At 43.2% G+C, this 25,193-nt stretch carries 26 protein-coding genes; 21 read left to right on the top strand and 5 right to left on the bottom strand.

Going from position 1 to position 25,193, the window contains the following annotated elements; translation table 11 throughout:
- The first annotated feature begins 3 nt into the window (after positions 1-3).
- The 7 genes from MHI32_RS16425 to MHI32_RS16395 all read left to right on the top strand — a co-directional run bounded on the left by MHI32_RS16425 (position 4) and on the right by MHI32_RS16395 (position 9,098).
- Positions 4-849 carry a class I SAM-dependent methyltransferase gene (locus MHI32_RS16425; RefSeq protein WP_076126683.1) on the top strand — a complete coding sequence of 282 codons (846 nt, stop codon included), beginning with the start codon at positions 4-6 and terminating at the stop codon, positions 847-849.
- A 225-nt stretch (positions 850-1,074) separates the two neighbouring features.
- A complete protein-coding gene (locus MHI32_RS16420) occupies positions 1,075-2,574 on the top strand; it encodes a sugar ABC transporter ATP-binding protein (RefSeq protein ID WP_076126682.1) in 1,500 nt (499 codons plus the stop codon).
- Positions 2,575-2,645: 71 nt separating this feature from the next.
- Positions 2,646-3,599: an ABC transporter permease gene (locus MHI32_RS16415; RefSeq protein WP_143762388.1), complete on the top strand. Its 954-nt coding sequence runs from the start codon at positions 2,646-2,648 to the stop codon at positions 3,597-3,599.
- A gap of 60 nt (positions 3,600-3,659) precedes the next feature.
- A complete protein-coding gene (locus MHI32_RS16410; RefSeq protein ID WP_076126678.1) occupies positions 3,660-4,640 on the top strand; it encodes an ABC transporter substrate-binding protein in 981 nt (326 codons plus the stop codon).
- An 80-nt stretch (positions 4,641-4,720) separates the two neighbouring features.
- Complete coding sequence (locus tag MHI32_RS16405; RefSeq protein ID WP_076126677.1) at positions 4,721-6,331, top strand: response regulator; 1,611 nt, start codon at positions 4,721-4,723, stop codon at positions 6,329-6,331.
- A complete protein-coding gene (locus tag MHI32_RS16400) occupies positions 6,328-8,112 on the top strand; it encodes a sensor histidine kinase (protein WP_340010289.1) in 1,785 nt (594 codons plus the stop codon). Before MHI32_RS16405 ends, MHI32_RS16400 begins: the two co-directional genes overlap by 4 nt.
- Positions 8,109-9,098 carry a substrate-binding domain-containing protein gene (locus tag MHI32_RS16395; RefSeq protein WP_076126673.1) on the top strand — a complete coding sequence of 330 codons (990 nt, stop codon included), beginning with the start codon at positions 8,109-8,111 and terminating at the stop codon, positions 9,096-9,098. Before MHI32_RS16400 ends, MHI32_RS16395 begins: the two co-directional genes overlap by 4 nt.
- Positions 9,099-9,152: 54 nt before the next feature.
- Here MHI32_RS16395 and MHI32_RS16390 read toward each other — a convergent pair whose 3' ends face one another.
- Complete coding sequence (locus MHI32_RS16390; protein WP_076126672.1) at positions 9,153-10,043, bottom strand: LysR family transcriptional regulator; 891 nt, start codon at positions 10,041-10,043, stop codon at positions 9,153-9,155.
- Positions 10,044-10,371: 328 nt separating this feature from the next.
- Between MHI32_RS16390 and MHI32_RS16385 the strand changes: the two genes are divergently transcribed.
- The 10 genes from MHI32_RS16385 to MHI32_RS16340 all read left to right on the top strand — a co-directional run bounded on the left by MHI32_RS16385 (position 10,372) and on the right by MHI32_RS16340 (position 18,788).
- A complete protein-coding gene (locus MHI32_RS16385; RefSeq protein ID WP_076126671.1) occupies positions 10,372-11,307 on the top strand; it encodes a phosphate ABC transporter substrate-binding protein PstS family protein in 936 nt (311 codons plus the stop codon).
- Between the two features lie 90 nt (positions 11,308-11,397).
- Positions 11,398-12,300, top strand: coding sequence for a phosphate ABC transporter permease subunit PstC (gene pstC / locus MHI32_RS16380; RefSeq protein ID WP_036687519.1), 903 nt, complete (start codon positions 11,398-11,400; stop codon positions 12,298-12,300).
- On the top strand, positions 12,297-13,193 hold the full coding sequence (gene pstA, locus MHI32_RS16375) for a phosphate ABC transporter permease PstA (RefSeq protein ID WP_036687518.1): 897 nt from the start codon (positions 12,297-12,299) through the stop codon (positions 13,191-13,193). The genes pstC and pstA overlap by 4 nt, the downstream gene beginning before the upstream one ends.
- 38 nt (positions 13,194-13,231) lie before the next feature.
- On the top strand, positions 13,232-14,008 hold the full coding sequence (gene pstB / locus MHI32_RS16370) for a phosphate ABC transporter ATP-binding protein PstB (protein WP_036687516.1): 777 nt from the start codon (positions 13,232-13,234) through the stop codon (positions 14,006-14,008).
- Positions 14,009-14,230: 222 nt separating this feature from the next.
- Positions 14,231-14,833, top strand: coding sequence for a nitroreductase (locus MHI32_RS16365; RefSeq protein ID WP_340010286.1), 603 nt, complete (start codon positions 14,231-14,233; stop codon positions 14,831-14,833).
- 1,175 nt (positions 14,834-16,008) lie between these two features.
- Positions 16,009-16,212, top strand: coding sequence for a helix-turn-helix transcriptional regulator (locus MHI32_RS16360; RefSeq protein ID WP_340010285.1), 204 nt, complete (start codon positions 16,009-16,011; stop codon positions 16,210-16,212).
- A gap of 2 nt (positions 16,213-16,214) precedes the next feature.
- On the top strand, positions 16,215-16,682 hold the full coding sequence (locus MHI32_RS16355) for a DUF6773 family protein (protein ID WP_340010284.1): 468 nt from the start codon (positions 16,215-16,217) through the stop codon (positions 16,680-16,682).
- Positions 16,683-16,780: 98 nt separating this feature from the next.
- Entirely contained in the window at positions 16,781-17,497 is a 717-nt protein-coding gene (locus tag MHI32_RS16350) for an MBL fold metallo-hydrolase (RefSeq protein ID WP_076190236.1), read from the top strand.
- Positions 17,498-18,070 (top strand): TetR/AcrR family transcriptional regulator, encoded by a 573-nt coding sequence (locus MHI32_RS16345; protein WP_076190237.1) that lies wholly within the window; start codon positions 17,498-17,500, stop codon positions 18,068-18,070.
- Positions 18,071-18,095: 25 nt separating this feature from the next.
- Positions 18,096-18,788, top strand: coding sequence for a hypothetical protein (locus MHI32_RS16340; protein WP_076190238.1), 693 nt, complete (start codon positions 18,096-18,098; stop codon positions 18,786-18,788).
- Between the two features lie 74 nt (positions 18,789-18,862).
- Here MHI32_RS16340 and MHI32_RS16335 read toward each other — a convergent pair whose 3' ends face one another.
- From MHI32_RS16335 to MHI32_RS16325, 3 genes are all read right to left on the bottom strand, one after another.
- Positions 18,863-19,045: a hypothetical protein gene (locus MHI32_RS16335; protein ID WP_076126661.1), complete on the bottom strand. Its 183-nt coding sequence runs from the start codon at positions 19,043-19,045 to the stop codon at positions 18,863-18,865.
- A 227-nt stretch (positions 19,046-19,272) separates the two neighbouring features.
- Positions 19,273-20,502, bottom strand: a complete 1,230-nt coding sequence (locus MHI32_RS16330; protein WP_076126659.1) for an aminopeptidase — start codon at positions 20,500-20,502, stop codon at positions 19,273-19,275.
- Positions 20,503-20,546: 44 nt separating this feature from the next.
- The gene (locus MHI32_RS16325) at positions 20,547-21,779 is read right to left on the bottom strand and encodes an aminopeptidase (RefSeq protein ID WP_036676902.1); all 1,233 of its coding nucleotides are present in this window, start codon (positions 21,777-21,779) and stop codon (positions 20,547-20,549) included.
- Positions 21,780-21,957: 178 nt separating this feature from the next.
- Between MHI32_RS16325 and MHI32_RS16320 the strand changes: the two genes are divergently transcribed.
- On the top strand, positions 21,958-22,233 hold the full coding sequence (locus MHI32_RS16320; RefSeq protein WP_076280402.1) for a hypothetical protein: 276 nt from the start codon (positions 21,958-21,960) through the stop codon (positions 22,231-22,233).
- Between the two features lie 57 nt (positions 22,234-22,290).
- Here MHI32_RS16320 and MHI32_RS16315 read toward each other — a convergent pair whose 3' ends face one another.
- Positions 22,291-23,607 carry a TrkH family potassium uptake protein gene (locus tag MHI32_RS16315; RefSeq protein ID WP_076184980.1) on the bottom strand — a complete coding sequence of 439 codons (1,317 nt, stop codon included), beginning with the start codon at positions 23,605-23,607 and terminating at the stop codon, positions 22,291-22,293.
- Positions 23,608-23,798: 191 nt separating this feature from the next.
- On the opposite strand from MHI32_RS16315, the gene MHI32_RS16310 reads away from it, so the two are divergent.
- From MHI32_RS16310 to MHI32_RS16300, 3 genes are read left to right on the top strand one after another with little or no spacing between them, the layout of a single operon-like run.
- Positions 23,799-24,152 carry a VOC family protein gene (locus MHI32_RS16310; RefSeq protein WP_036677380.1) on the top strand — a complete coding sequence of 118 codons (354 nt, stop codon included), beginning with the start codon at positions 23,799-23,801 and terminating at the stop codon, positions 24,150-24,152.
- A 25-nt stretch (positions 24,153-24,177) separates the two neighbouring features.
- Positions 24,178-24,606, top strand: coding sequence for a GNAT family N-acetyltransferase (locus tag MHI32_RS16305; protein ID WP_076126653.1), 429 nt, complete (start codon positions 24,178-24,180; stop codon positions 24,604-24,606).
- A 24-nt stretch (positions 24,607-24,630) separates the two neighbouring features.
- Positions 24,631-25,164 (top strand): GNAT family N-acetyltransferase, encoded by a 534-nt coding sequence (locus tag MHI32_RS16300; protein ID WP_340010281.1) that lies wholly within the window; start codon positions 24,631-24,633, stop codon positions 25,162-25,164.
- Positions 25,165-25,193 lie beyond the last annotated feature (29 nt).

The raw sequence follows: 25,193 nt of genomic DNA, 5'->3' as shown, positions 1-25,193 counted from the left end.
TGGATGGAAGAGCAGAATCAATATTCAAATAATCAGGCAGAAAAAAACGCTGTGCCAACAAGCGAAGAGCTTTGGAACGAAGATACTTATACCGCTTGGGTAACTCGGTTTGGTACACCGTCAGAAGCAGCTGCAAAATTAATAAAGGAACCAAGTGCAAAGCTTCACCCGCTCCTTTCTTTTTTTGGAGAGGTGAAGGGGAAGAAAATGATGAATTTAATGGGCTCAAACGGGATGAAGGCCGTGGCACTCTCATTACTAGGTGCGGAAGTAACGGTTGCTGACTTCTCGGAAGCCAATGCGCGATATGCGGCTGATCTTGCCCAAGAAGCAGGGGTACCACTAACCTATATCGTCTCAGATATTCTTAAGCTGCCAGAAGACGTCCTTGATGGTTCATATGACATCGTCTTTGCAGAGTTAGGAATTGTTCATTACTTTACCAACCTTACACTATTCATGGAAACAGCTCGCCGATTGCTTTCTCCTGGAGGCGTATTTGTACTCCGCGATTTTCATCCGGTAACGACCAAGCTTATTTCCTCGAAGGGATCTACTGCGAAGGTACGCAAACACAAAGTAAACGGAGATTATTTTGACTCATCATTGGAAGAGAAGAAGGTATCCTATTCCAAGTATTTGCCTTCCACAGGTAAACCAGCAGGTGAACAAGAGCATAGTGTTGTGTATTGGCGCCGCTGGACACTCGGAGAAATTGTAACCGCAGCAGCTAATAGCGGACTAGTGATCCGCCAATTAGTTGAAGAACCTAATCTATCCTCCGACGTGTATGATAAGGGAATTCCTAAGACCTTCACATTGGTGGCTGGAAATGGCGCAAGCCTTTAGGAGGGTTCGCTGACATGTGATTTTTAGGGTATAACATTTGTGCTGAACTGAGGTGCTCTCGGTTCAGCTTTTTTTGTATGTAAAACATAAAATTTTAAACTTTTTTACGGAGATTATTCCATTACAATGGCAACTTATAGGGAATACAATGATTTTACATTCCGGATTGAAAGCGATCACTTTAAGGGTTAAGGCATTCTCAAAGAATTTGAGGTGGATATCAAAATGAACGAAGTGTTGCTTCGTATGGAGGGAATCAACAAGTTTTTCCCAGGTGTTCATGCTTTGAATGAATGTCAATTTGAGCTGAAGCGTGGGGAAGTTCATGCGTTAGTAGGAGAAAATGGCGCTGGCAAGTCTACCCTTATGAAGATTGCGACAGGTGTCTATTCCAAGGATGCTGGTCAAATGTGGTACAAGGGAAATGAAGTGGAGATTGTTAATACCCGTGAAGCACAGGAGCTTGGAATTAGTATCATCCATCAGGAATTGAATTTAATGCCTCATCTTACGGTCGCCCAGAACATTTACATTGGACGAGAGCCGCGAAAAGGTCTGAAATGGTTCGTTGATGATGTGGAGATGAACCGAAAAGTTCAGGTACTGTTTGATCAAATGAATCTGAAGCTGGATCCCAGAGTTTTGGTATCAGACCTGACCGTTGCTAATCAGCAAATGGTTGAAATCGCTAAAGCCTTGTCTTTCCAAGCCGAGGTATTGATCATGGATGAACCAACCGCCGCGTTAACAGATACAGAAATTAACGAGTTATTTCGAATGATTGAGCAGCTACGAGATAAAGGTGTGGGAATTATTTATATCTCTCACCGCATGGATGAATTGAAGCGAATTACAGACCGCATTACAGTTATGCGTGATGGTTGTTATGTAGATACCGTTCGTACCGATTCAATAACGATTGATCAGATCATCAGCATGATGGTTGGACGTGAATTATATCAAACGTCGAAACCAACGATTGCGAAACAGACTCAGCAAGTTGTCTTAGAAGTTCGGAAGCTTTCTAGAGGGCATGCGTTCAAGGATATTAGCTTTCATCTGTATAAAGGTGAGATTTTGGGCTTCGCTGGTTTAATGGGAGCTGGACGTACCGAGGTTGTACGTGCCGTATTCGGTGCCGATCCCATCGATGAGGGTGAAATTATGCTCCATGGAAAATCGGTTCGGATACGTCAGCCACATCAAGCGGTACAGCATGGTATTGGGTATTTGTCCGAAGACCGCAAACGTTTCGGATTGCTTGTGGATATGGATATCAGCATGAATAATGCGATTGCCTCCTTTTATAAATTCCGTAATTCATTTGGCTGGATGAAGGAGCGGGAGATGCGAAGCTCAGCGGAGCAGCATGTTGAAGCGCTAGCCACCAAAACTCCAAGTGTAGATCAAAAGGTTAAGTTTCTGTCCGGAGGTAATCAGCAGAAAGTGGTCATCGGCAAGTGGTTGACTAGAGACTGTGATGTACTCATCTTCGATGAGCCTACACGAGGTATTGATGTAGGCGCGAAAAGTGAAATTTATAAGCTGCTGGATCAGCTTGCGAGTCAAGGGAAGGCGATCATTATCATTTCTTCAGATCTTCCTGAGATTCTAAGAATGAGCCACCGGATTATCATTATGTGTGAAGGGCGTATAACAGGAGAACTCCCCGCAGAAGAAGCATCGCAGGAGGCGATTATGAAATATGCGACGAAACGTTCATAACTGTTCAAGAGTTAACCGGAGGTGTCAGGACTATGAAGATCGCGGATAAAGAGATTAGTCAGCCAGCGGGTATGAAGCAATCGGGAGGGCAATCCGGATTCAAACAAAAAATATTGGCATTTGCCAGTCTGATCATATTGGTCATCGTATTCTCTTTATCCTCCAGCAACTTTTTTCAATTCTCAAATCTTGTCGGAATTCTAGTTTCTACAGCTGTAATCGGAGTATTAGCGCTTGGAGCTACCTTTGTTATTATTACGGGCGGCATCGACCTTGCTCTGGGTACTGTAATGACATTCTCATCTGTTATGGTTGGAGTCATTATTACCTTCTGGGGTCTGCCCGTCCCGTTAGGCATTGTAGGTGGGATTCTGGCTGGAGCACTGTGCGGCTTTATCAGCGGTTTGATGGTGGCGAAGATGAACATTCCACCCTTCATCGCCACTCTGGCGATTATGATGGTCACCAAAGGCTTGTCGCTTGTCATCACCGGAGCCAAACCTATTTATTTCAACGATGATCCGATCTTCGCCAAGATCGCCATGGGTAAAATGATCCCTGGTATACCCAACACCATCGTTATCTTCTTATTACTCGGTATGATCGCAAGCATAATCTTGTCTAAGACGATTATTGGGCGTTACAACTTCGCGCTTGGCAGTAATGAAGAAGCTACTCGCTTATCAGGTGTGAACACAGTCAAATGGAAGATTATTATCTATTCCATTACAGGGATTTTTAGTGGAATCGCAGGTATTCTGATGGCATCACGTTTGAATTCAGCTCAGCCATCACTGGGCACTGGCTATGAACTAGAGGCTATTGCGGCAGTGGTCATTGGCGGAACTTCCTTAAGTGGAGGTGTAGGTTCTATTCTAGGCACGATTATTGGCGCACTGATTATGAGTGTGCTGACGAATGGCTTGCAGATTATGTCCGTGGCTCAGGAATGGCGGACGGTCATTGTCGGTGTTGTAATCATCATTGCGGTTTACGCTGATATTCTACGCCGCCGTAAGCAATAAACTTGGTATGATCTCCATCCGGAGTGATATACAAAGCAAATGACGAGGGGGAAGATTCAAATGAAACTGCGTCGTAGAGGGTTTATTATGCTTGTCAGTCTATTGTTAGTCACTACTTTGCTGAGTGCATGTAACAACAATGATAGTAACAAAAGTGCATCCGGTTCAGACAAACCATACATTCCAGTCATATCAAAAGGGTTCCAGCATCAATTCTGGCAAGCGGTAAAGCAAGGAGCGGAGAAAGCTGCTAAGGAATTTGATGTTGAGATTACCTTTGAAGGTCCAGAAAATGAGAGTCAGGTGGATAAACAAATTGAGATGCTGCAGACCGCTCTCGACAAGAAGCCAGCTGCAATTGCGCTTGCCGCACTGGACAGCAAAGCTGCGATTCCTTATCTAGAAAAGGCAAAGGAAAATAAGATTCCGGTCATCGGCTTTGACTCTGGTGTAGACAGTGATATCCCTGTAGCAACGGCAGCGACTAACAATAAAGCAGCAGCGGCGTTGGCCGCAGATAAAATGGCTGAACTGATTGGCAAGAAAGGTAAAGTGGGTCTTGTCATACATGACCAAACAAGCAGCACGGGGCAACAGCGTCGCGATGGCTTCTTAGAACAAATGAAAGAAAAATATCCGGATATTCAAGTGTTAGAGCCGCAATATGGGGGTGGAGATCAGTTAAAGTCCACAGACCTTGCGAAAGCGATGATGCAGGCAAATCCGGATCTGAAAGGAATCTATGGCTCTAATGAAGGCTCTGCTGTAGGTGTGGCTAATGCAGTAAATGAATTGCAAATGAATGGTAAGATCGTAGTCGTCGGCTTTGACTCTGGCAAGCAGTTGATGGATGCTATCCGCAGTGGTGTTGTGGCTGGTGCTGTTACACAAGACCCCATTGGTATTGGCTATCAAGCTGTGAAGGCAGCTGTGCAAGCGATTAAAGGGGAAGCGGTTGAAAAGAACATCGACACGGGGTTCCACTGGTATGATAAAAACAATATGGATTCCGATGAGATCAAACCTCTACTATACGAATAGAGTTTAATAATAGAGGTTGCCTCCCGCAGGCGGCCTCTATTATGCTTATGCTGATAAGTTCAAAGTTGTGGAGGTGTTGGATGTATAAGATAATTCTGGTTGATGATGAAGATGAGGTTCGTGAAGGGATCAAACATAAGATCTCATGGAGTAAATATGGGTTTGAGCTGGTTGGTGATTTTGATAATGGCAGAGATGCACTGGAAGCAATCGAGCAGCATCGTCCTGACGTAATTATTACTGATATTTGTATGCCTTTTATGGATGGACTGGGATTGGCCAGAGCTGTGATGGATAGGTACCGGGATATGAAGGTCATTATCGTCACTGGATATGAAGACTTCGAATATGCGAAGCAGGCCATAACACTGAAGGTGACTGAGTACTTATTAAAACCGATTAATGCACGTGAGTTTGCTGAATTTCTAAGTAAGATGAAGCAGGATTTAGATGAAGAGCATCTACAAAAAGCGAATTTAGTTAAGCTTCGTATGCAACTTAATCAGAGTCTTCCATTGCTGCGGGAACGATTCTTGGAGCAGCTGGTAACTACTCGAATGAAAAGCGAAGAAATCGAGAATAAATTGAGTTATTTTCATATTCCGTTGCAGGGTCAAGTGTACCTTGCGCTCGTTATAGATATAGAACTGGAGAAACGAAGCCAGGACCTAGCTTTTGATGCAGAGCTACTGCGTTTCGGTGCCTTTAACATTGTTCAAGAGCAGCTGGAGAAAGAGCAAGAGGGAGTGGTATTCCAGACGAGAGATGGAAAAATCGCTGCGATATTATCCGGCAATTTAGAGACGGTAGAAGTAGCAACGCAGCATCTTGCAGAGCAAGTCCAGGGTAGCTTAAATAAATATTTGAAGCTGTCATCCACCATAGGCATCGGTAGAAAATATAATACTTTGCAACAAATTCCACAATCCTTCCAAGAAGCGATCTCCTCCATAGAATATCGTTACCTTTTAGGCATAGATAAAGTTATCTCCATACAGGATCTTGAGTTTGGGAAGGGATTGGATCAGGCGCATTTCACCTCATGGGAAAAGCAATTTATATCCGCTTTAAAGACAGGTAAAGCTTCTGCTGTATCGGAAATTCTGTTGAAGTGGTTTCAGGAGCTTAAAAGTAATACCTCCTCTATAGAAGGCTGCCGTAGCAGCATCTATCAGCTGCTGGTTTCTTTGATGAACTATGTGGTCGACATCGGCTTCCCAAATACAGTAGTTGTTTCGCATAATATGTTTGCAGAGGTTGCTACGCTTAAGACGTTAGATGAAGCAAGGCATTATCTGGAGAGGACTTGCCATGCGCTGATACTTAAACTATCGGAACAGAGAACAACGGTTCGGACTTCTCAGATGCAAGCCGCAGAAGCTTATATTCGCGAGAATTATTGTAATGACAGCTTTTCACTCAATGAGCTGTGCAGCCATATTTTTATGAGCATCAGTTATTTCAGTGCAACTTTTAAACAGCATACCGGTGAAACATTTATAGAGTATCTGACTCGACTCCGTTTGGAAAAAGCAAAAGAACTCCTTACGGTCACACAGTTGAAGACATATGATATCGCTGCCAGAGTTGGTTATGCTGATCCACAGTATTTTAGTGTTATTTTCAAACGTAATGTAGGAAGCACACCGAAGGAATATCGACACCGGCAGAAGGAGAATCTCTCTCTATGAGATCACAGCGCTTTTTCCGCAGCCGAAGTATTCATACTAATATTGCAATCTCCTTTTCACTTCTTATCCTCTGCACAACTATTGTCCTGAGTTATACTTCCTATCGCCTGTCCTCAGCCGCGGTCAAGGGCAATTCTGTAGCCTATACTTCACAATTAATAGAACAAGTAAAACTAAATATCGAGAATTACATTGGTAATATGGAGAGCATAGCTGCTCTGGTGTTAACTAGCAGTGATTTAGAGAAATATATAAAAGGCTCGAAATTAGATGAAGAAGAGGCGCTTAAGAATAAACTGCTTGCCAGTCATTATCTCCGGTCAGTCGTTCAGTCCCGCTCGGATATTTCCTCTATATTATATGCAGGCTCAGATGGCATGACCGTTTCGGATCGACAGCATGCTGTTATGAAACCGCTTCCTGAACTAATAGCTCAAGATTGGTATCAAAAAGCTATGAATCAACTTGACGTTGCAGTTTCTTCCTCTCATGTGCAGCACATCTTTCAAGATGAATACCGGTGGGTAGTCTCGATCAGCCGAAAACTCTCGAATGCGAATGCTATGACGGAAGCGGATCAACAAGGTGTACTGCTCGTAGATCTCAATTACAGTGTAATTAATAATCTATGTAAACAAATCGAACTGGGAAAACGAGGTTATGTTTTTATCGTCGATCCCGCAGGTAGCCTTGTCTATCATCCACAACAGCAGTTGATCTACTCCCAGCTCAAGTTCGAACAATTAGAGACGGTCCTTGGGATCAAGAGTGGATCTGTTACGGTTAACACGGGGAATGATCAGAAACTGTACACTGTGGACACTACCAGCTTTGGCTGGAAAATAGTTGGAGTCACTTATCCGGATGATTTGGTCGCGAACAAGCAACGTATGCAAGGAACCGCCGCCTTATGGGGAGCAATTAGTTTGATTTTTGCTATGGCTATATCGATATTTCTCTCTTACGCACTGACCAAACCGCTGAAGAATTTGGAGCTGAATATGAAAAAAGCGGAACGTGGAGAGTTCGACATACGCGTGGAGATTGAGAGCACGAATGAAATCGGCAAGCTTGCTCGTACGTTTAATCTCATGATGATGAAGATTAAAGAGTTAATGGGACAGATCGTTCTGGAGCAAGAGATGAAACGTGTGAGTGAACTGAAGGCACTGCAAGCGCAGATTAAACCTCACTTTTTGTACAATACACTTGATTCGATTATTTGGATGGCAGAGACAGGAAAGATGGAGGAAGTGGTTGAGATGACTTCATCTATATCCAAGCTGCTTCGTTCAACAATTGGTGAGGGTGAGGAATTGATTCCGCTGGCCAAAGAATTAGAGCATATTCGGCACTATTTAACGATTCAGAACATGCGTTATCGTAATAAATTCACTTATTCCATAGAGGTACAAGAAGATATCCTAACCTGCAGCATTTTAAAAATGGTACTTCAGCCTTTGGTTGAAAATGCGATCTATCACGGCATAAAACATAATCCTGAGCAAGGGCACATTCTGATCCGAGCAAGACAAGAACAGAACGATATTATCGTACAGGTCATTGATGACGGTATTGGGATGGATGAAGAGCAAATGGGTAAGGTACTGCTGCAAAAATCAGATTTCAAGACTGGCAGCGGTGTAGGTGTCGCGAATGTGAACCATCGTATCCAGCTGTATTTCGGTGTGAAATACGGTTTGTCTTTTGCAAGCGAGATGGAGGAAGGAACGACGGCCACTTTACGAATACCTGTGATTTATGAGGAGGAGAGTCAATGAGCGCTTTACGGTCAAAAATTGGCCTGTATACTCTGCTGCTGCTCTTCATTGTTACTTTGGGTTCATTAGCCTATCGTATGTTTACAAATGAGCTTGACGCAAAGGTTAGGACCATTATTTATGTGCCCAAGACTATCGATAGCAGTATTGAATTCTGGGAAGTGATGAAACAAGGTGTGGCAACAGCGGCTAAGGAGTTCGACGCAGAGGTTCGCACGGTTGGAACGGATACAGAGCTTGATGTAGATCAACAGATAGAACTGCTGGAGCAAGCAATTAAGGAGAAGCCTGACGCCATTATTTTATCTGCTACAGATTATTATCGCCTCATTCCAATCGCGGAAAAGATCAAATCAGCTGGCATTACACTTATTACTGTAGATTCGGGCTTGAGCGGTGGTGTATCAGAGAGTTTTATTGCTACAGATAATTATGAAGCAGGACGTAAGGCAGGGCAGGAGTTAAGAAAATATATCGATCCAGAGGATAAAGTCGCTATCGTTAACTTTGTACAAGGCTCTGCCACCGCAATAGAGAGGGAAAGAGGGGCTCGTGATGCCCTTTTAGAGAATGGAGTTCATGATGTGCAGCCTACATTATACAGTGATGGTTCCGTGCGAAAAGCGTACCAGTTAACTGTTGATTTACTAAAGGACGAGCCAAATCTAAAGGGGATAATAGGTCTTAATGAACCTTCTACACTAGGTGCTGGGCAGGCGATTATGGATATGGGATTTCAGGACAAAGTGAAATTATTTGGGTTCGACAATTCTAGCAATGAGGTGAAGCTCCTCGAAAAAGGGATCTTGCTTGGCACGGTAATGCAGAAGCCTTTTAATATGGGGTACTTAGCTGTGAAGACGGCGATTGAAGCTGTTGAGGGTGAGAAAGTGGAACGGATAATAGATACAGGCTCCGTGATCATCACGAAGGAGAATATGTATTTAAGTGAAAATGAGAAATTAATGTTTCCTTTTATAGATTAAATGAACAAGGAAGCTTCTAAAACCGTTTGCGGCTTTAGAAGCTTCCTTGTTTTTTTAAAGATCAAGAGTCGTTACTATATCAACAAAGGATTGCTGCAACGGTGTTAAAATATGATCTTTACGCCAGCCGAGCACAAACCCGCCGCTTTCAGGCAGAATCCCTGGCAGGTTAGCATAGCTAAGCTTGCCTAGCTCAATCTCAGCTTTAACCGCCGCTTTAGAACATATACCAACACAATCACTCCCGCTAACTAACTGCTTAATCACTTCTGGAGAATTCAACTCGGATCGGTTCCATAAACGGATTTGATTGAATTGTGCCCATTGATCGGCATACCCTCGTAAACAAGATCCTTGCTCATGCTGAATCCACGGCTCATTGGCAATTAGTTCAGGTGTTAATTTCTCTAGGCCTTCAAATGGATGACCAGGTGCAAAAATTAGGACAGGTTCATCACGGACAATAAGCTGAAAATCAAAAGATTCGTCCTGCCAATCCGCAGTATGTAAAATGGCCATCTGAATATCCCGACTACGGAGACGCTCACGTAACAAAGCATCGCTTTGAACAGTCAAAGAGTTGTTAATCCCCGGATAGAGTTTCATGAATTGGATTAACACATTAGGTAAAATATAAGTTGCAGGAATAAAACTGGCTTCCAGCTCTAATATTCCTTTTGAGGGGGAAGAAAATTGTTTAACTGTGCGCTCAGCTTCTGCTGTGAGAGAGACGATTTTGAGGGCGTATTGATAAAGGGCTCGTCCAGCGTCCGTAAGCAGCACTCTTCCGCTTCGGTAAAGAAATAGAGGGGTTCCGAGCTCAGCCTCCAGATTCTTCATATGAAAAGATACAGTAGGTTGTTTAAGGCCTAATTCTGCGGCTACATCGGTTACTTTTTTATATTTTTCAATTAGAACTACGATGTTCAATTTCATAATATTCATGACTTTCCTCCACATAATGCTAAGTTGGATTATAAATTATATCTCCATTATAGATTATATCTATACAGATATACACTTTATATTGGTATTTTTTTCGTTCGCTTTACAAAGATAAGAAGTTTCTCTAACGAACGAGCTCTAGAATAAGAAGAGTCAGAGGGGCCAAGAAGTCCCGGACAACATATAACATATGCGTTTGATGAACTTTTACAGTAACCATGCATATGGGGGCCAAGCTCCACAACACCATGTTAAAGCTTTCGAAGCCAGTTTGGTATGAACTGATCAGGGAGCCATGCTAACAAACCATTTAGGAGGAGACAAAACAATGCAATTCAAAAAATCATGGATCATGACTTTGGCTTTAACAAGCGTACTGGCACTATCGGCTTGCGGTAACGGCGGGGCTAACAACACGGGAGGAAACGCTGCAGCAACTAACGAAGGAAGCGGCGGCGCTGAAATAAGTGGTTCGATTCTGGCTTCAGGTTCAACAGCATTACAACCCTTGGTTGAGCTGGTAGCAGAGAATTTCATGGATAAAAACACTGGCGTGGACATTCAAGTTCAAGGCGGTGGCAGTGGTACTGGTCTTACTCAAGTAGCTGAGAAACAAGTAGATATCGGAAACTCTGACGTATTCGCAGAAGAAAAATTAAAAGATGCAGATGCGGAAAAAGCAGCAGCACTCGTAGATCATCAAGTAGCAGTAGTAGCGATCGCAGCAGTATCTCATCCTGATGCTGGTGTGGATAGCTTGACTAAACAACAACTGGTGGACATTTTCACTGGTAAAATCACTAACTGGTCTGAAGTCGGCGGAGCGGATCAAAAAATCCAAATCATCAACCGTCCAGGCAGCTCCGGTACTCGTGCTACCTTTGAAAGCTTTGCACTTGGAACCAAAACAGAAGATATCCCAGGTTCGATTCAAGAAGATTCCTCCGGTACGGTTAAGAAAATGATCGGTGAAACTCCAGGGGCAATCGGATACCTTGCTCTTTCTTACCTGGATGATTCCATTAAAACACTTAGTCTTGACGGTGTAGAAGCATCTGTTGACAATGTTGTTTCGGGTAAATACCCAGTATGGGCTTACGAGCATATGTACACAAATGGTGAACCTAATGCAACAGTAAAAGCATTCCTCGACTTTTTCTTAACTGACGAAGTGCAAACAGGTGAAGTTGTTGAACTTGGATACATCCCAGCTGTTAAAATGCAAGTTGTTCGCGACGTTGCAGGAACTGTTACCGCTAAGTAATTTAATTCTAGGCAATGTTATTGATTAGAATCTCAAGTGATTAGAGGCGGATACATCTGCCTCTCTTTTCACTTTAGAAAGAGGGAGCAATTGAGGGTGAAACTAAAGAACTCACGATTCGAAAAACATCATATTGAAGATTTTGTTGGACGTACTTATATGTCCTTCTGTGTATTACTGTTGATAACAATCATTGTATCGATGGTATATTTTGTAGCGTCTAAAGGAATTTCAACCTTCACAAGTGGCAATGCTACAGTTTCTGAATTTCTCTTCGGTACAAAGTGGTCGCCTGAAGCGGATACGCCTTCCTTCGGAGCTTTTCCATTTATCTCGGGCTCCTTCCTGGTTACTTTGCTTGCCGCATTGATTGCTAGTCCACTTAGCTTATGCGCTGCGTTATTTATGACTGAGATTGTTCCAGGGTGGGGCAAAAAATTACTTCAACCTGTTATTGAGCTTTTGGCAGGGATTCCTTCGGTAGTATATGGTTTCATCGGATTAAGTGTAATTGTACCGTTTCTACGCAACAACCTGCCGGGCCAAGGCATCGGGGTAGCTGCAGGCGCGCTTGTGCTCTCGGTAATGATTCTTCCGACGATTACAAGCGTGGCTGCAGACGCGCTGGCTTCATTGCCGCAAAACTTAAAAGAATCTTCCTATGCGCTTGGTGCCACCCGGTGGCAGACGATTTCGCGGGTGATTATTCCAACAACCTTTCCTGCCATAATGACAGGGATTGTATTGGGAATGGCTCGTGCTTTCGGTGAAGCACTCGCTGTACAAATGGTTATCGGGAACGCGCCATTCGTACCAAAATCACTCTTTGAGTCAGCTTCTACCTTGACCAGTGTGATCACACTCGGTATGGGGAACACGACCATGGGCTCACCTCACAATAATGCACTGTGGAGTATGGCACTGGTTCTCATGCTGATGACTTTCGTATTTGTCTTCTTTGTGAGAATGCTTGAAAGGAGAAATAAAATTTGAAGCCGAGAACCGTAAATAAAATTGCCACCAGTCTTATTGTATTTTTCGCGATGCTCATCGTTGCCATTCTACTTGGACTTTTGGGATATATCCTCTTTAGAGGCTTAAGCCATATCAGTTGGGATTTTCTTTTCTCCGCACCGCAAAAGATTCGTGCAGGTGGAGGGATCGGACCGCAGCTATTTAACTCCTTATTCCTGTTGGTACTGACACTTATTATTACAGTTCCGCTTGGACTGGGTGCCGGTATTTATATGGCGGAATACGCTCGTCCCGGTAAGATTACCGGCTTTATTCGCTTGATTGTTGAAGTATTGTCATCTTTCCCTTCCATCGTAGTCGGCTTGTTTGGTCTATTGCTGATTGTTAACTATTTCAATCTGGGCTTCTCCTTAATCTCCGGTGCGCTGGCATTGACGGTCTTTAATCTGCCGCTGATGGTGCGGATTACGGAGCAAGCTTTCCGTAGTGTTCCAAAACAACAAAAAGAGGCCGGTTTTGCACTAGGATTGTCCAAGTGGAAAATTGTTACCTCGGTGTTGTTTCCGGTAGCATTACCTACAATTATTACAGGTACTATCTTGTCCGCTGGCCGTGTCTTTGGGGAAGCAGCTGCGTTGATGTTCACAGCAGGGATGAGTAGTCCAAGATTGGATTTCACCAACTGGAATCCACTTAGTGCGAATTCACCACTGAATCCCTTCCGTCCAGCGGAAACGCTGGCTGTCCACATTTGGAAGGTCAACAGTGAAGGTCTAGCTCCAGATGCTGCACAGATTGCTGCGGGAGCTTCGGCGGTGCTTGTAATTATGGTGTTAATCTTCAATCTGGCAGCACGTTATTTCGGAAGATTTATTTATCGTAAGCTTACAGCTTCAAAAAGAATGAACTAATCATACAAATTAAAGTAGAGATGTAGGAGGAGTAATCGATGGGAACGTCGGCAACAGCAGTGCGTGAATCTTTTCAAACCGAAGACCTGAGTATTTTTTACGGAACATATGAGGCAGTAAAGGGGATAAGCCTTCCATTTGCTGAAAATACGGTTACTGCACTGATCGGCCCCTCCGGCTGCGGTAAATCAACCTTTCTTCGTTCTTTGAACCGGATGAATGACGAAATTTCTGGTTCAAAAACAAAAGGAAGCATCTGGATTGATGGAGTGGATATTAATGCTCCGGGTACGGATGTGATTAAGCTGCGTCAGAAGATCGGGATGGTATGGCAAAAGCCAAATCCGTTCTATAAATCGATTTACGATAACATCGCTTTTGGACCTAAGTATCATGGCATTAAAGGTAAAAAGGCTCTTGATGAGATTGTTGAGAGCAGTCTTCGCAAAGCAGCATTGTGGGATGAGGTAAAGGATCGTTTAAAAGATTCAGCGCTTGCACTTTCCGGTGGACAACAGCAGCGTCTTTGTATTGCTAGAGCGTTGTCGGTTAACCCGCAAATCCTGCTCTTGGACGAACCAGCATCAGCTCTAGACCCGGTCTCCACAGGTAAAGTAGAGGAGCTAATCAAGGAGTTGAAAGAAGAGCTTCGCATCGTTATTGTGACACATAATATGCAGCAGGCAGCTCGGATCTCTGATTATACCGCATACTTTTATCTAGGCTCCCTTGTCGAATATGATAAGACGGATAAAGTCTTTACCAATCCAGAGAATCAAATGACGCAAGAATATATCATGGGCCGATTCGGCTGAAGCTGTGAACATCGTTCCTTCGGGAACGGTGTTTTTTTGTGAATTCAAGAGTTAATATGCAGAGAAACAATAACATCCGAAAGTTTCTGCGAAGTATATCGGTTGTTTTTATATGAAATTAACTGTGATTCGAAAGGTTACCTGTTATTTGCAAAAGGCAGAAAGATGCTGTATCATTTGTGATAATGATTATCATTATTACTATAATAGGGAGTGGATCTTATGACGCAATCTCAACAGACTCAACAGAATAGTGTGGCCGAAATAATAAAAGAACGACGCTCGATTAAGCTTTTTAAAAAAGATCCACTTCCACAAGGCCTTTTAGAGGAATTATTAAATGTAGCGGTATGGGCACCGAATCATGGTGTGCGTGAGCCGTGGAGATTTATTGCCTTTCAAGGGGAAGGTTCGAAATTCCTAGCTGAATCTGCATTTGCTTTTGTAAAACGTGCTATAGCTGATCCAGAAGTGGCTGCTAAACGTAAAGAATATATCTCGAATATTCCATTAACAGTAATCGTAGTGATGCCTGAAGATCCTCGGCAGAGAGAGTGGGACGAGGATTTTGCAGCAGCGTCTGCACTTGTACAGAACTTCCAGCTCGCAGCTTGGGAGCAAGGTGTAGGAACGATTTGGAAGACTGATCCCTACATCAACAATCCTGAATTCCGCACTAAAATTGGTGTGAATCCCGGCGAAAAAATTGTAGCCATGATCCATGCCGGATATCCGGAGACTGTACCTGACAGCCGTCCACGCACAGACGCTTCGGAGCTGCTGAAGATCGTAGACTTCTTTCCAGAGAATGGCGTAGTGGAATAAGGAAAGTCGAAGGCATTCGTATATTAAAAGCGGCGAAAGATCAAAAATATCGAAAAAGCGTCGAAAGATCAAAAAGATCGAAAGATCGATAGATCATTAGCATCGAAAGATCAAAAGCATCGAAAGATCAAAAGCATCGAAAGATCATAAGCGTCGAATTATCAAAAGTATCCTTAGGGATGCTTTTTTTGTTGCTTAGACTAGCCGTAGTCGGGTGAGGGGGAGGGCTACTGGGTGCTGATCACGTTTCGCTGCCGGTCCTCTGCTTATGTGGCTCAACCTTCTACTTACTTCCTAGTGATCTCTTATTGACCTTCTGCGGGTTTCTTAGTGATCTCCTAGTGGCTTCCTAGTGATTATCCTACTGACCTCTTGTGGGCTTCCTACAAATCTCCGTATCGGATTGTATTGCAGCTATTTGAGCTTTTTGAGTCATTTTGCCGATTTATCGGACCGCATAGCTCTTATTACCTTGTAACTGTGCAGAATTGGTGTGGTTATGAGTAAATAGCTGCAACTGGGTCCGATAGCACGTCAATTAGCTGCAAATCTACGAAATAAGGACTCCTCAGTCCGATGCAACGGCGAATATGTGAACTAACTCCAAACTACCCCAAACTACCCCAAACTACCCCAAACTACCCCAAACTACCCAAACTACCCAAAGACCCTCAGTATGTTACGGACCGTATTGCAGCTATTTGAGCTTTTTAAGTCATTTTGCAGAAGTATCGGACCGCATAGCGCTTATTACCTTGTAGAGGCGCAGAATCTGTGTGGTTTTGAGTAAATAGCTGCAATTGAGTCCGATAACCCGCAGAAAACAATCGAATTTGCATAATAAGGTCATCTGAGTCCGAACTATTGGCAAAAAGTGTGCTTACATACTAGCAAAGGCGGCGAGTTTGGCAGCGCAGCTGACTGGCTATGGACTCAGTTACAATCACTCTTCACCATTTGATCCAACGGTGGGGAGAAAGTATTTCCTGACGGAGAGGGAATGAAAAATGGAGTCTGGATCCTAATATGATACGTTGATCCTAATATGACACGTCGATCCTAAAGTCAAACGTTGATCCCACCAATTAAATGCAATATATAATGTACATAATGACCGATATAGATTACAATGGTGGAAAATGGAATGCATGACAAACATTAAAAGGGGTTATGGAGTGGGAGAGAACAAAAACATCAAGTTGAAGCTGGCTAGGATCCAAAAGAATCTTTCCCAAGAACAGTTAGCGGAAGTTGTAGGGGTTACACGGCAGACGATCGGCCTGATTGAAGCTGGTAACTATAATCCAACGATTAAGCTGTGCATAGCCATCTGCAAGGCGTTAGATACGTCATTAAACGATATTTTTGGGGAGGATTAGTTGTGAAAGGGCCAAAGATTAAAGAAGAACGAATTATCACAGAAATTCAGAAGTTTAGTACGCACGGATTGTTGATTGTGTTAGTGGGATTTATGATTAGCCTTTTGGTAAAAGTATTTATCCTGGAGTGGGACATCAAATATTGGGTTGATACTTTTGGGATTATGCTGTTAGGTTGCTTGTATGTTACCGTTCGTTGTGTCAAAGATGGGATATACCTGCTGCCGAGTAAGGATGGAGAACTCAGACGGTTTAAGAAGATTCATTTAATATCGGGAGTTATCAGCACGATTATTTGGGCCACGCTAACATTTTTGCTTGATTTTAGAGAAGCGGGAGAAGTGGATATTAGAAAAAATATATCGAGTACTCTCGTCGGGGCGGTTGTTTTTTTCATAGGGGTCACTTGGGCGATGTGGTACATAATTAATAAATCCAACAAAAATGCTGACAAGAACATTGAGAATTAAAGATTAAAGATTAAATATTAAAGATAACCACTTCTTGAAAAACTAATCTCATTAGTTTATATTTAAGCTAATACCATTAGTTTATCGGAGGGGTAAGGATGAGAGTAACACGTGAAGGTCATTTACTGCAGTTGACTTGGATGCCAAATTTTTTTCCAGTGAATTGTTACATTATTGAGGAAAACGATGGATTGACTTTAATAGATGCCGCTATGCCATTTAGTCTAAAAGGAATTATGGAGACCGAAGCGAAGCTAAATAAGAAGCTTACACGCATAATCTTAACGCATGCGCATGATGATCATATTGGGGCACTGGATGGACTGAAAAAGCAACGTCCAGAGGCTCAGGTGTACATCTCTGAGCGAGATTCGGCATTACTTCGTGGAGATCGTTCACTTCGGGAAGGAGAACCTCAGACCCCTATTAAGGGAGGTGTGCCGAAGAAGATAGCTACCAAGCCAGACGTCCTTCTCCACGAAGGGGATACCATTGGCTCATTATCAGCGATTCACACTCCAGGACATACCCCCGGCTCTATGTCTTTCCTTGATTCACGCAGCGGTGCTGTAATCGTGGGGGATGCTCTTCAGACCTTCCGGGGAACTGCGGTGGCTGGAACCATCATCCCCCTGTTTCCTTTTCCAGCAATGGCTACATGGAATAAAGCACAAGCTCTGAATAGTGCGATTAAGCTTCTAGAGTTCTCTCCAGTTTTACTTGCTGTTGGTCACGGCAACTTACTTAAAGCGCCAAAGCAGGAGATGGAGAAAGCCATACGTAAGGCACAAATGATTCAGGATAGGAGTAATTAAATGTCACCTAGAGCAGGATTAGATCGTCACACGCTAGTGATTAGAGCAGCAGAAATTGCCGATGCTGAAGGCATAGAAGCTGTTACCTTGGCTGCACTAGCAGCTAAACTAGGTGTTCGTTCCCCGTCACTATATAACCATATAAATGGCCTGCAGGATTTGCGGACCGGGCTCGCCATTTACGGTTTAGAGTTATTATTTACATGCATGTCGAACGCAGCTGAGGGATTAAATGGAGATGCTGCTGTACACGCGATGGGCCGAGCATATGTGGATTTTGCTAGGAGTAGACCAGGTTTGTATGAGACTACACTACGAGCCCCTGAACAGGAGAACACGGAGCTTGAAGCGGCTGGTGAGCATATTTTGCAGTTTATAATTCAGGTGATGAAGAGTTATCAATTAGGTGAAGAAGGAGAACTTCATGCCGTAAGGGGATTACGGAGTATCCTTCATGGATTCGCCTCTTTGGAGCAAAAGGGTGGATTTGGTATGGCGCTCGATACTAACGAGAGTCTAACCCGCTTGATTAGCACTTTTATAACCGGAATTGGAAATATGAAATCAGATTAAATTAGATCTAGGAGATGATGAACAAATGGGTCAGGAATATGAACAAGGTAGTGTCACCACTTATGGGGAAACAGCAGAGATTATTGCGAAATTGGGGATTTTACCGCTTGCTGCGCTGATTCCCGGGCACCCGTCTTTAAACGGCTTAACTAAGCCCGAGAATTGGCATACTGGAACAGATTTAGATCCGTGGTCATGGCGTGCGCAGTTTCCAGGTGAGGGTCTTGCAGGATACGGAAAGTTTATTAAGAAAAAGGCTATTTTGGTCTCAAGGGAGTGGTTTCCGGCATTTGTAGCAGCAGTAGGCAGTACCAAATCTATTGAAGAGCGGTATAAGGATGGGTTGGCTAGTAAAGAAGCTGTGACCTTACTGCAGATTGTTCGTGAACATGAAGGCATTGATACACGTAAACTTCGGGCAGAGGCTGATATGAAGGCAAAAGAAAAGAAAACAGCCTTCGATAACGCGGTTACTGAGCTTCAAGGATCGTTAGATATGGTGATCTCAGGCATCAAGCAACGCCTGAATGATGAAGGTGAAGTAAATGGCTGGAGCAGCACCTCGTTCGAGACGGTCAGTCACTGGATGTCAGATAACGGTCTATCCGCTTTTGAAGGGGATAGAGAAGAGGCCAGAGCTTGGATACAAACGAAGATGAACGGGGTATGGTCGCCAACAGCAATAGCTTGGACAAACAAAGCATTCTCATGGAATTAATAAAAACGGTTAATCACTGCTCCATAGAGAGTGATTAACCGTAAGCGTTTTCCAATAAAATTATATCCATCACATTAAGGTTCCAACATAGGCGCCAAGTAAGCAATCAGGAAATACAAGAATCCAAAAAGCAGCATAACATAGGCAGTGTATTTAATAGCATTAGATGCAACAATTCTTGAATCTACCGGTGGTTGAATTTCTAGCTGTTCTTCTTCGAGGCTGTCAACTTCTTTGGATACTGGGTCTCTCAACATGATAATCCCCTCCTTGGAAATTCAATCCTTAACTGTATTGTGACATATTTGTGAACAGAAATCAACAATAGTGTGAACAAATATTGAACTTTTATTCAAATTTGGGCATTTTACCACCTGAAATGTTGCTGTTAAAACAAAAACAACCCGCTTACTCTCTAATTAGAGAGCTAAGCGGGTTATTTGAAATTGGTTCTACCTAGGATCTAACGGGTGTTGTTTATGCCTTAAGCCCAATCCCCATTACGGAAGATAGGTACTGTTGTTCCATCATCGTTAATTCCGTCTATATTCATTTCAGGAGAGCCCATCATAAAGTCAACATGGGTATGGCTTTGATTCATTCCTTTTTCCAACAGCTGTTCTTTAGTCATCGTAATTCCTTCTTGAATTGTGAAGGCATAAGCTGCACCTAAAGCCAAATGACAGGAGGCATTCTCATCATACAACGTAGTGTAATAAAGAATACCGCTCTCAGAAATCGGAGAGTGGAAAGGCACCAAAGCAACTTCACCAAGATAGGAAGATCCTTCATCCAGTGCGATTAGTGATGCCAGAGTTTCTGCGCCTTCTTCAGCAGTAAAATCAATCACTTTACCGTTCTCAAAGGTCAGCGTGAAGTTATTGATTAGATTGCCGCCGTAGCTAAGTGGCTTAGTGCTGCTCACTTTACCATTAATACCAGACTTCAGAGGGGCAGTAAACACTTCTTCCGTTGGAATGTTGGCTAGGAAAGGGACGCCCTTACCGTTCACAGCTCCTGCCTGACACCAGATGTGTCCTTCCGGCAACTCAATAGTTAAATCTGTACCAGGTGCTGTATAATGCAGCTTGCGAAACTTACTTTCATTCAAGGAAGCGCAACGAGTTTTGAGTCCATCTAAATGGCGGCTCCATGCTTCAATAGGATCTTCCTGATCCGCACGTGTGGCTTTAAAGATGGCGTCCCATAATAGTTCAACCTGCTGCTCTGATGGAGCGTCAGGGAACACTTTTGCCGCCCAAGAGGCTGATGGGAAGGCAAGGCCGCTCCAGCTCGCATGATTCCCCATTAAGTACTCACGATAAGGTGCTAGGGTCTGCCCAGAAATACGTTGATTATCGGCAATTCTTCCCGGTTCAACGCCTTTTAAAAGATCTGGGTCAGCGGAGATAATGGTTAGAAATGCGGCTCCCTTTTTAGCAAGATCCTCTAATTCATCGGCTTGCCACTGCGGCGGCTCCAGGAAGGAATCAGATGGAGCAAGATCATAACGTGTACGTAATACAACTTCATCACTATAATTCACCTTTACAAGTCTCGCGCCGGCTTCATAGGCTTTGCGAACCACAAGTCGCACAAGCTCTGCGGATACAATATCTGCATTCACAACGAGTGTCTGACCCGGTTGAATATTAACGCCAATCTTCACGGCCAGCAATGCGTAATTCTCCAGCTTTTGCTTGAAATCCAACATAGTTTCTATTCCTCCCAATATCCTGTATCTCTTGTGTGCTTAAATTAGAACGCCCAGTTTCCATTCAGGAAGACAGGTTCTTCAGTTCCATCAGCAGTTATCCCGTAAATGTTCATCTCAGCTGACCCGATCATGAAATCCACATGGGTTACACTATTGTTGAGGCCATGCTCAATTAACTGCTCTGGATTCATGTCTTTACCGCCTTCTAAACAGAAGGCATAAGCCATACCTATAGCAAGGTGATTAGAAGCATTTTCGTCAAACAATGTGTTGTAATAAAGAATGTTGGATTCAGAAATAGGGGATTTATGAGGAACCAAGGCAACCTCCCCTAAGTATTTCGCTCCTTCATCCATGCTAATGAGGTGCTCTAGCGCTTCTTGACCTTGCTCAGCAGTAACACTTATAATACGGCCGTTCTCAAAGCTAATAGAGAAGCCATCGATGATGTTGCCGCCATGACTAAGTGGCTTTGTACTTCTTACAGTGCCATTAACACCAGTCTTTAGTGGTGCAGTGAAGACTTCTTCGGTAGGCATATTGGCTACAAAAGAATGACCTTTTGCATTAATGCTGTCTCCTTGTGCCCAGATATGGCCTTCAGGAAGCTCGATGCTAAGGTCAGTGCCAGGTGCTATGTAATGCAGCTTTTTATATTTTTTTGCATTGAGTACATTCGCTTTTTGCTCCAAGGTGTCAAGATGCTCCTGCCATGCAGCTACTGGATCTTCACGGTCAAGACGCACGGTGTGGAAAATGGCTTCCCAGAGTTTATCTACACGTTCTTCGGCTGGAACCTCAGGGAATACTTTATCCGCCCAAGCTTGACAAGGAACAGCTACAATACTCCAGCTCACTTTGTCGGACATTTGCATTTCACGATATTTGGTGAGGGCAGCTCCGCGAACTTTTTGGAAATTGGAGATACGCACTGGATCAATACCTTTAAGTGCATCAGGATCTTCAGCGATCACGTTAAGGATAGCCGCACCTTTTTCGGCGAATTCAGTCATTTCACCTGCGTACCAAGTAGGAGGCTGAGTGAATACCTCTGGTGCAGCGTGTTCAAACTGTTGGCGTGTAATGCTTGCATCACTCCAGTTCACCTTAACTAAACTTGCTCCGATAGCATATGCCTTAGCGGTAATTAGACGTACGAAATCAGCGGCAAGAATCGGTGCATTCACCACTAGAATTTGCCCGGGTTGAACATTAACACCTATTTGTACAGCTAAATCTGCATATTTACTAAGCTTAGCCTGAAAATCAGTCATTGTAATTTCCTCCATTTACTAATAGTTTAGTACTTTACAAGCATTGTACTAAATTATTAACCGCCGGATGAAAAAAGTCAATTACGTGGAATTTACAGTGCAAAGAGAAGGAATTACATTCATTTCAATGATATACTGAAAGGGTAGCTGATTTGATGATAGGAAGGAAGATAAGTGAATGAATTTAGAGATCGTAAGTGCTGAAATGAGCCGTAAAGAAGATAAAAGTTATGTAGGGAGGACTGTATTCACTCTCGAAAATCATAAGGCTCCATATGAAATTACTTTCTTCAGTACAAGAGGAACGGAATGGGATTACAGTCTAAGCTTTGCGGGTGAGCCTGGGAGCGAGGAACAGTTCTTAGAAACGGATGCATTGCTGGAGAATAACGATGATGTGTACAATCAGTTGCTGGATGCTGCACTTGATCAACAAGAAATCGTGGAAGAATAATAATATTATTGAAATGACGCCAGCGGCATTATCTGGTAGCCGCTGGCCATATCATGATTATCCAATCGTTATCTTACCTTCTGGGTAACGGTACAGTTCTTTACTACCTTTTGGTTTCAAAGCATAAGCAAGTGTAAGTGGTCCGGTCCGGCCCATAAACATCAGGATAATCACTAGAACCTTTCCTGCCGTAGTCAGTTCCGGAGTAAGGCCCATAGATAAGCCTGAGGTTCCAAAAGCAGATACTGCTTCAAAAAGTACAGTTAGAAATTCAGCGCTCTCGGTTAAGGATAATAACATCGTAGCGATGACAAGCAGCATAAGAGACATTAATGTGATAGTAAGGGCTCTATATACATTTTCTTTAGCGATCCGGTGGCGGAACATTACAATATCTTCTTTCCCCCGTAATCGCGCAGCTACTGCAGTAACCAGTACGGCGAATGTAGTGATCTTAATTCCTCCACCCGTCGACCCAGGTGCAGCTCCGATAAACATCAATAGAATCATCAGAAATTGTGTGGATTGCCGTAAAAGTGGAACTTCAATGGTGGTGACACCACCAGATCGCGGAGTTACCGCTTGTAAAAAGGTCGCCCAAAACTTTCCGCTTGCACTCAAGGGCTTCAGCGTAGAATTAAACTCCAGTAAAAAAAACAGCCCCGCACCAATAACAATCAATATAAGAGAAGTCCATAGAACAACCTTTGAATGAAGAGTGAGTCTTCTGCGTTTAGGAAAGTCCATAAGATCAGACAGAACGATAAAACCAATCCCTCCAAGAAATATGAGACTCATTGAGGTGAAGTTAACAATGGGATCATTTACAAAACGAGTAAGTCCGCTAAACGGCCCATGAATATCTCCGAAGAGATCAAAGCCTGCATTATTAAAGATAGATATACTGTGAAAAATCCCATAATATGCTGCTTTCCCAAAGGGCATATCCATCATAAACCTTCCAGCAAACAACACGGCCCCCGACAGCTGAATAACAAGAGAATAGATCAGGACTCTACGGATTAAGAGTACAATTCCCTGCATCGAATTTTGGTTCATGGATTCTTGCAAAAGGATTCGCTCTTTCAAGGATATCCGTTTATTAAGGACCAAGGTAATCAAAGTAGCCATCGTTACAAAGCCTAATCCTCCGATTTGAAATAAAATGAGTAGAACAACTTGTCCGAAGGTAGTTAGCTGAGTTCCCGTATCAATGACCGCAAGGCCTGTTACACAAGTGGCTGAAGTCGCCATAAACAAGGCATCGATAAAGGATATTTGTCCGGATGTTGAGGAGACCGGGAGACTAAGCAGAAAAGTCCCGGCAGTGATAAGGATTAAGAATCCTAGTGATAAAACTTTGGGTGGGGTCATTTTAAAACCACCGAAGTTCAGGTTAGCCAATGTAATTCTCCTGACGTACGTGATATTGGAGTAATGCTCACAGAATTATAACACAACTTACCAGCCCTTCCCTAAATGGAGGGAGGTAATTGACATATTTTATCGAATTATTCTAGAATAACACCCTATCCGTCAACTTAAAAGAGGAGGCTTTCTTAATGATGATAAGTCCGATTCTGAATCAGATTGGTGCTGTTTTTATTCCGGTAAAGGATATTGAGAAATCAAAACAATGGTATTGCCAATTGCTTGGACTCCCATTAGATGGAGAGGTATTATTCGGTCATTTATATGTTGTCCCTATGCAGGGACCGGGCATCGTTTTGGACAGTAAGATTTACACCGCTGAATCTGTTCTAAACATCCCTTCGTTTCATCTTAACACCGAGGATATTGATGCTGCTTATGATTATGTAAAGGCCAACGGAGGAGAGATTCTCACGGATATTGAGCATGATCATTGGTTTAATTTTAAAGATCCCGATGGAAATGTGATCATGGTCTGTCGTTGTTAATCGTTGTATAGAAGGGAGTAGACGAATGATAAGAGAAGCTAGGACCGAAGACGCTACCTACATTGAAGAACTTTATCGGATTTTGCTGCCTGAGCATCCAGCTATTCATGTATCTCCTGAGCGGCTGAAGCAGATAGCAGATCATCCGGAGAGTTTTCTATATGTGTGCGAAGAACAAGAAACAATTGTCGGGTCGTTACATCTTCATTTTTGTATGGATGCTTTGTGTGACGATAGGCCCTTTGCTGTCATAGAAAGAGTCATTGTGGCTGAAAAAGTACGAGGAAAAGGGTATGGCGCAATGCTAATGAGACATGCCGAGAATGTAGCGATCTCCAAGGGAGCCCTTAAGATTATGTTATCAAGTGCTGCAAAGAGAGAAGAAGCGCATCGTTTCTACGAAATTCTTGGTTATGATAGCAGCTCCAGCAAGGTATTCAAGAAGTATTTATAGTTATTTACGATTGGAAGTGATGATATGATGGTTACACTTAGAGAACTGGTGCCGGAGGATGCAGGTGAACTGCTTCGACTTCAGCATCAGTTAGACCAAGAGTCCAAATTTATGTTATTGGAACCGGATGAAAGACAAGCTAGTCTTTGTCAGGTCAAAGAAATGCTCGAAAGCTTTCTGGCAGCAGAAACTTCAATTCTTATAGGGGCAGAGGTTGACGATCATTTGGCAGGTTACTTGTCTGTTAGAGGTGGAAGTGTTAGACGCAATAGACATAGCGCGTACATAGTGATTGGGATTCAGAAACAATATCAGGGGAATGGGATTGGGGCTGGCCTGTTCCGTGAGATGGACATCTGGGCTATGAACAATGGGATTGTTCGTCTTGAGTTATCCGTCATGACCCATAATCAAGCTGCTTTGGGGCTGTATACCAAGAGCGGGTTTGAAATCGAAGGGACGAAGCGGAAATCTCTTATTGTCGATGGTAAGTGGGTGGATGAGCATTACATGAGCAAAATTCTCCAAAAAGAAAAAAGGATAGAGTGTCAGATATAATCTGATGACCCTATCCTTTTTTTTATGAA

The organism is Paenibacillus sp. FSL H7-0690 (assembly GCF_037980415.1).
Taxonomy (GTDB): Bacteria; Bacillota; Bacilli; order Paenibacillales; family Paenibacillaceae; genus Paenibacillus_AQ; species Paenibacillus_AQ odorifer.
The sequence above is the reverse complement of the archived record's forward strand: the minus strand, read 5'-3'. Positions and strand labels throughout refer to the sequence as shown.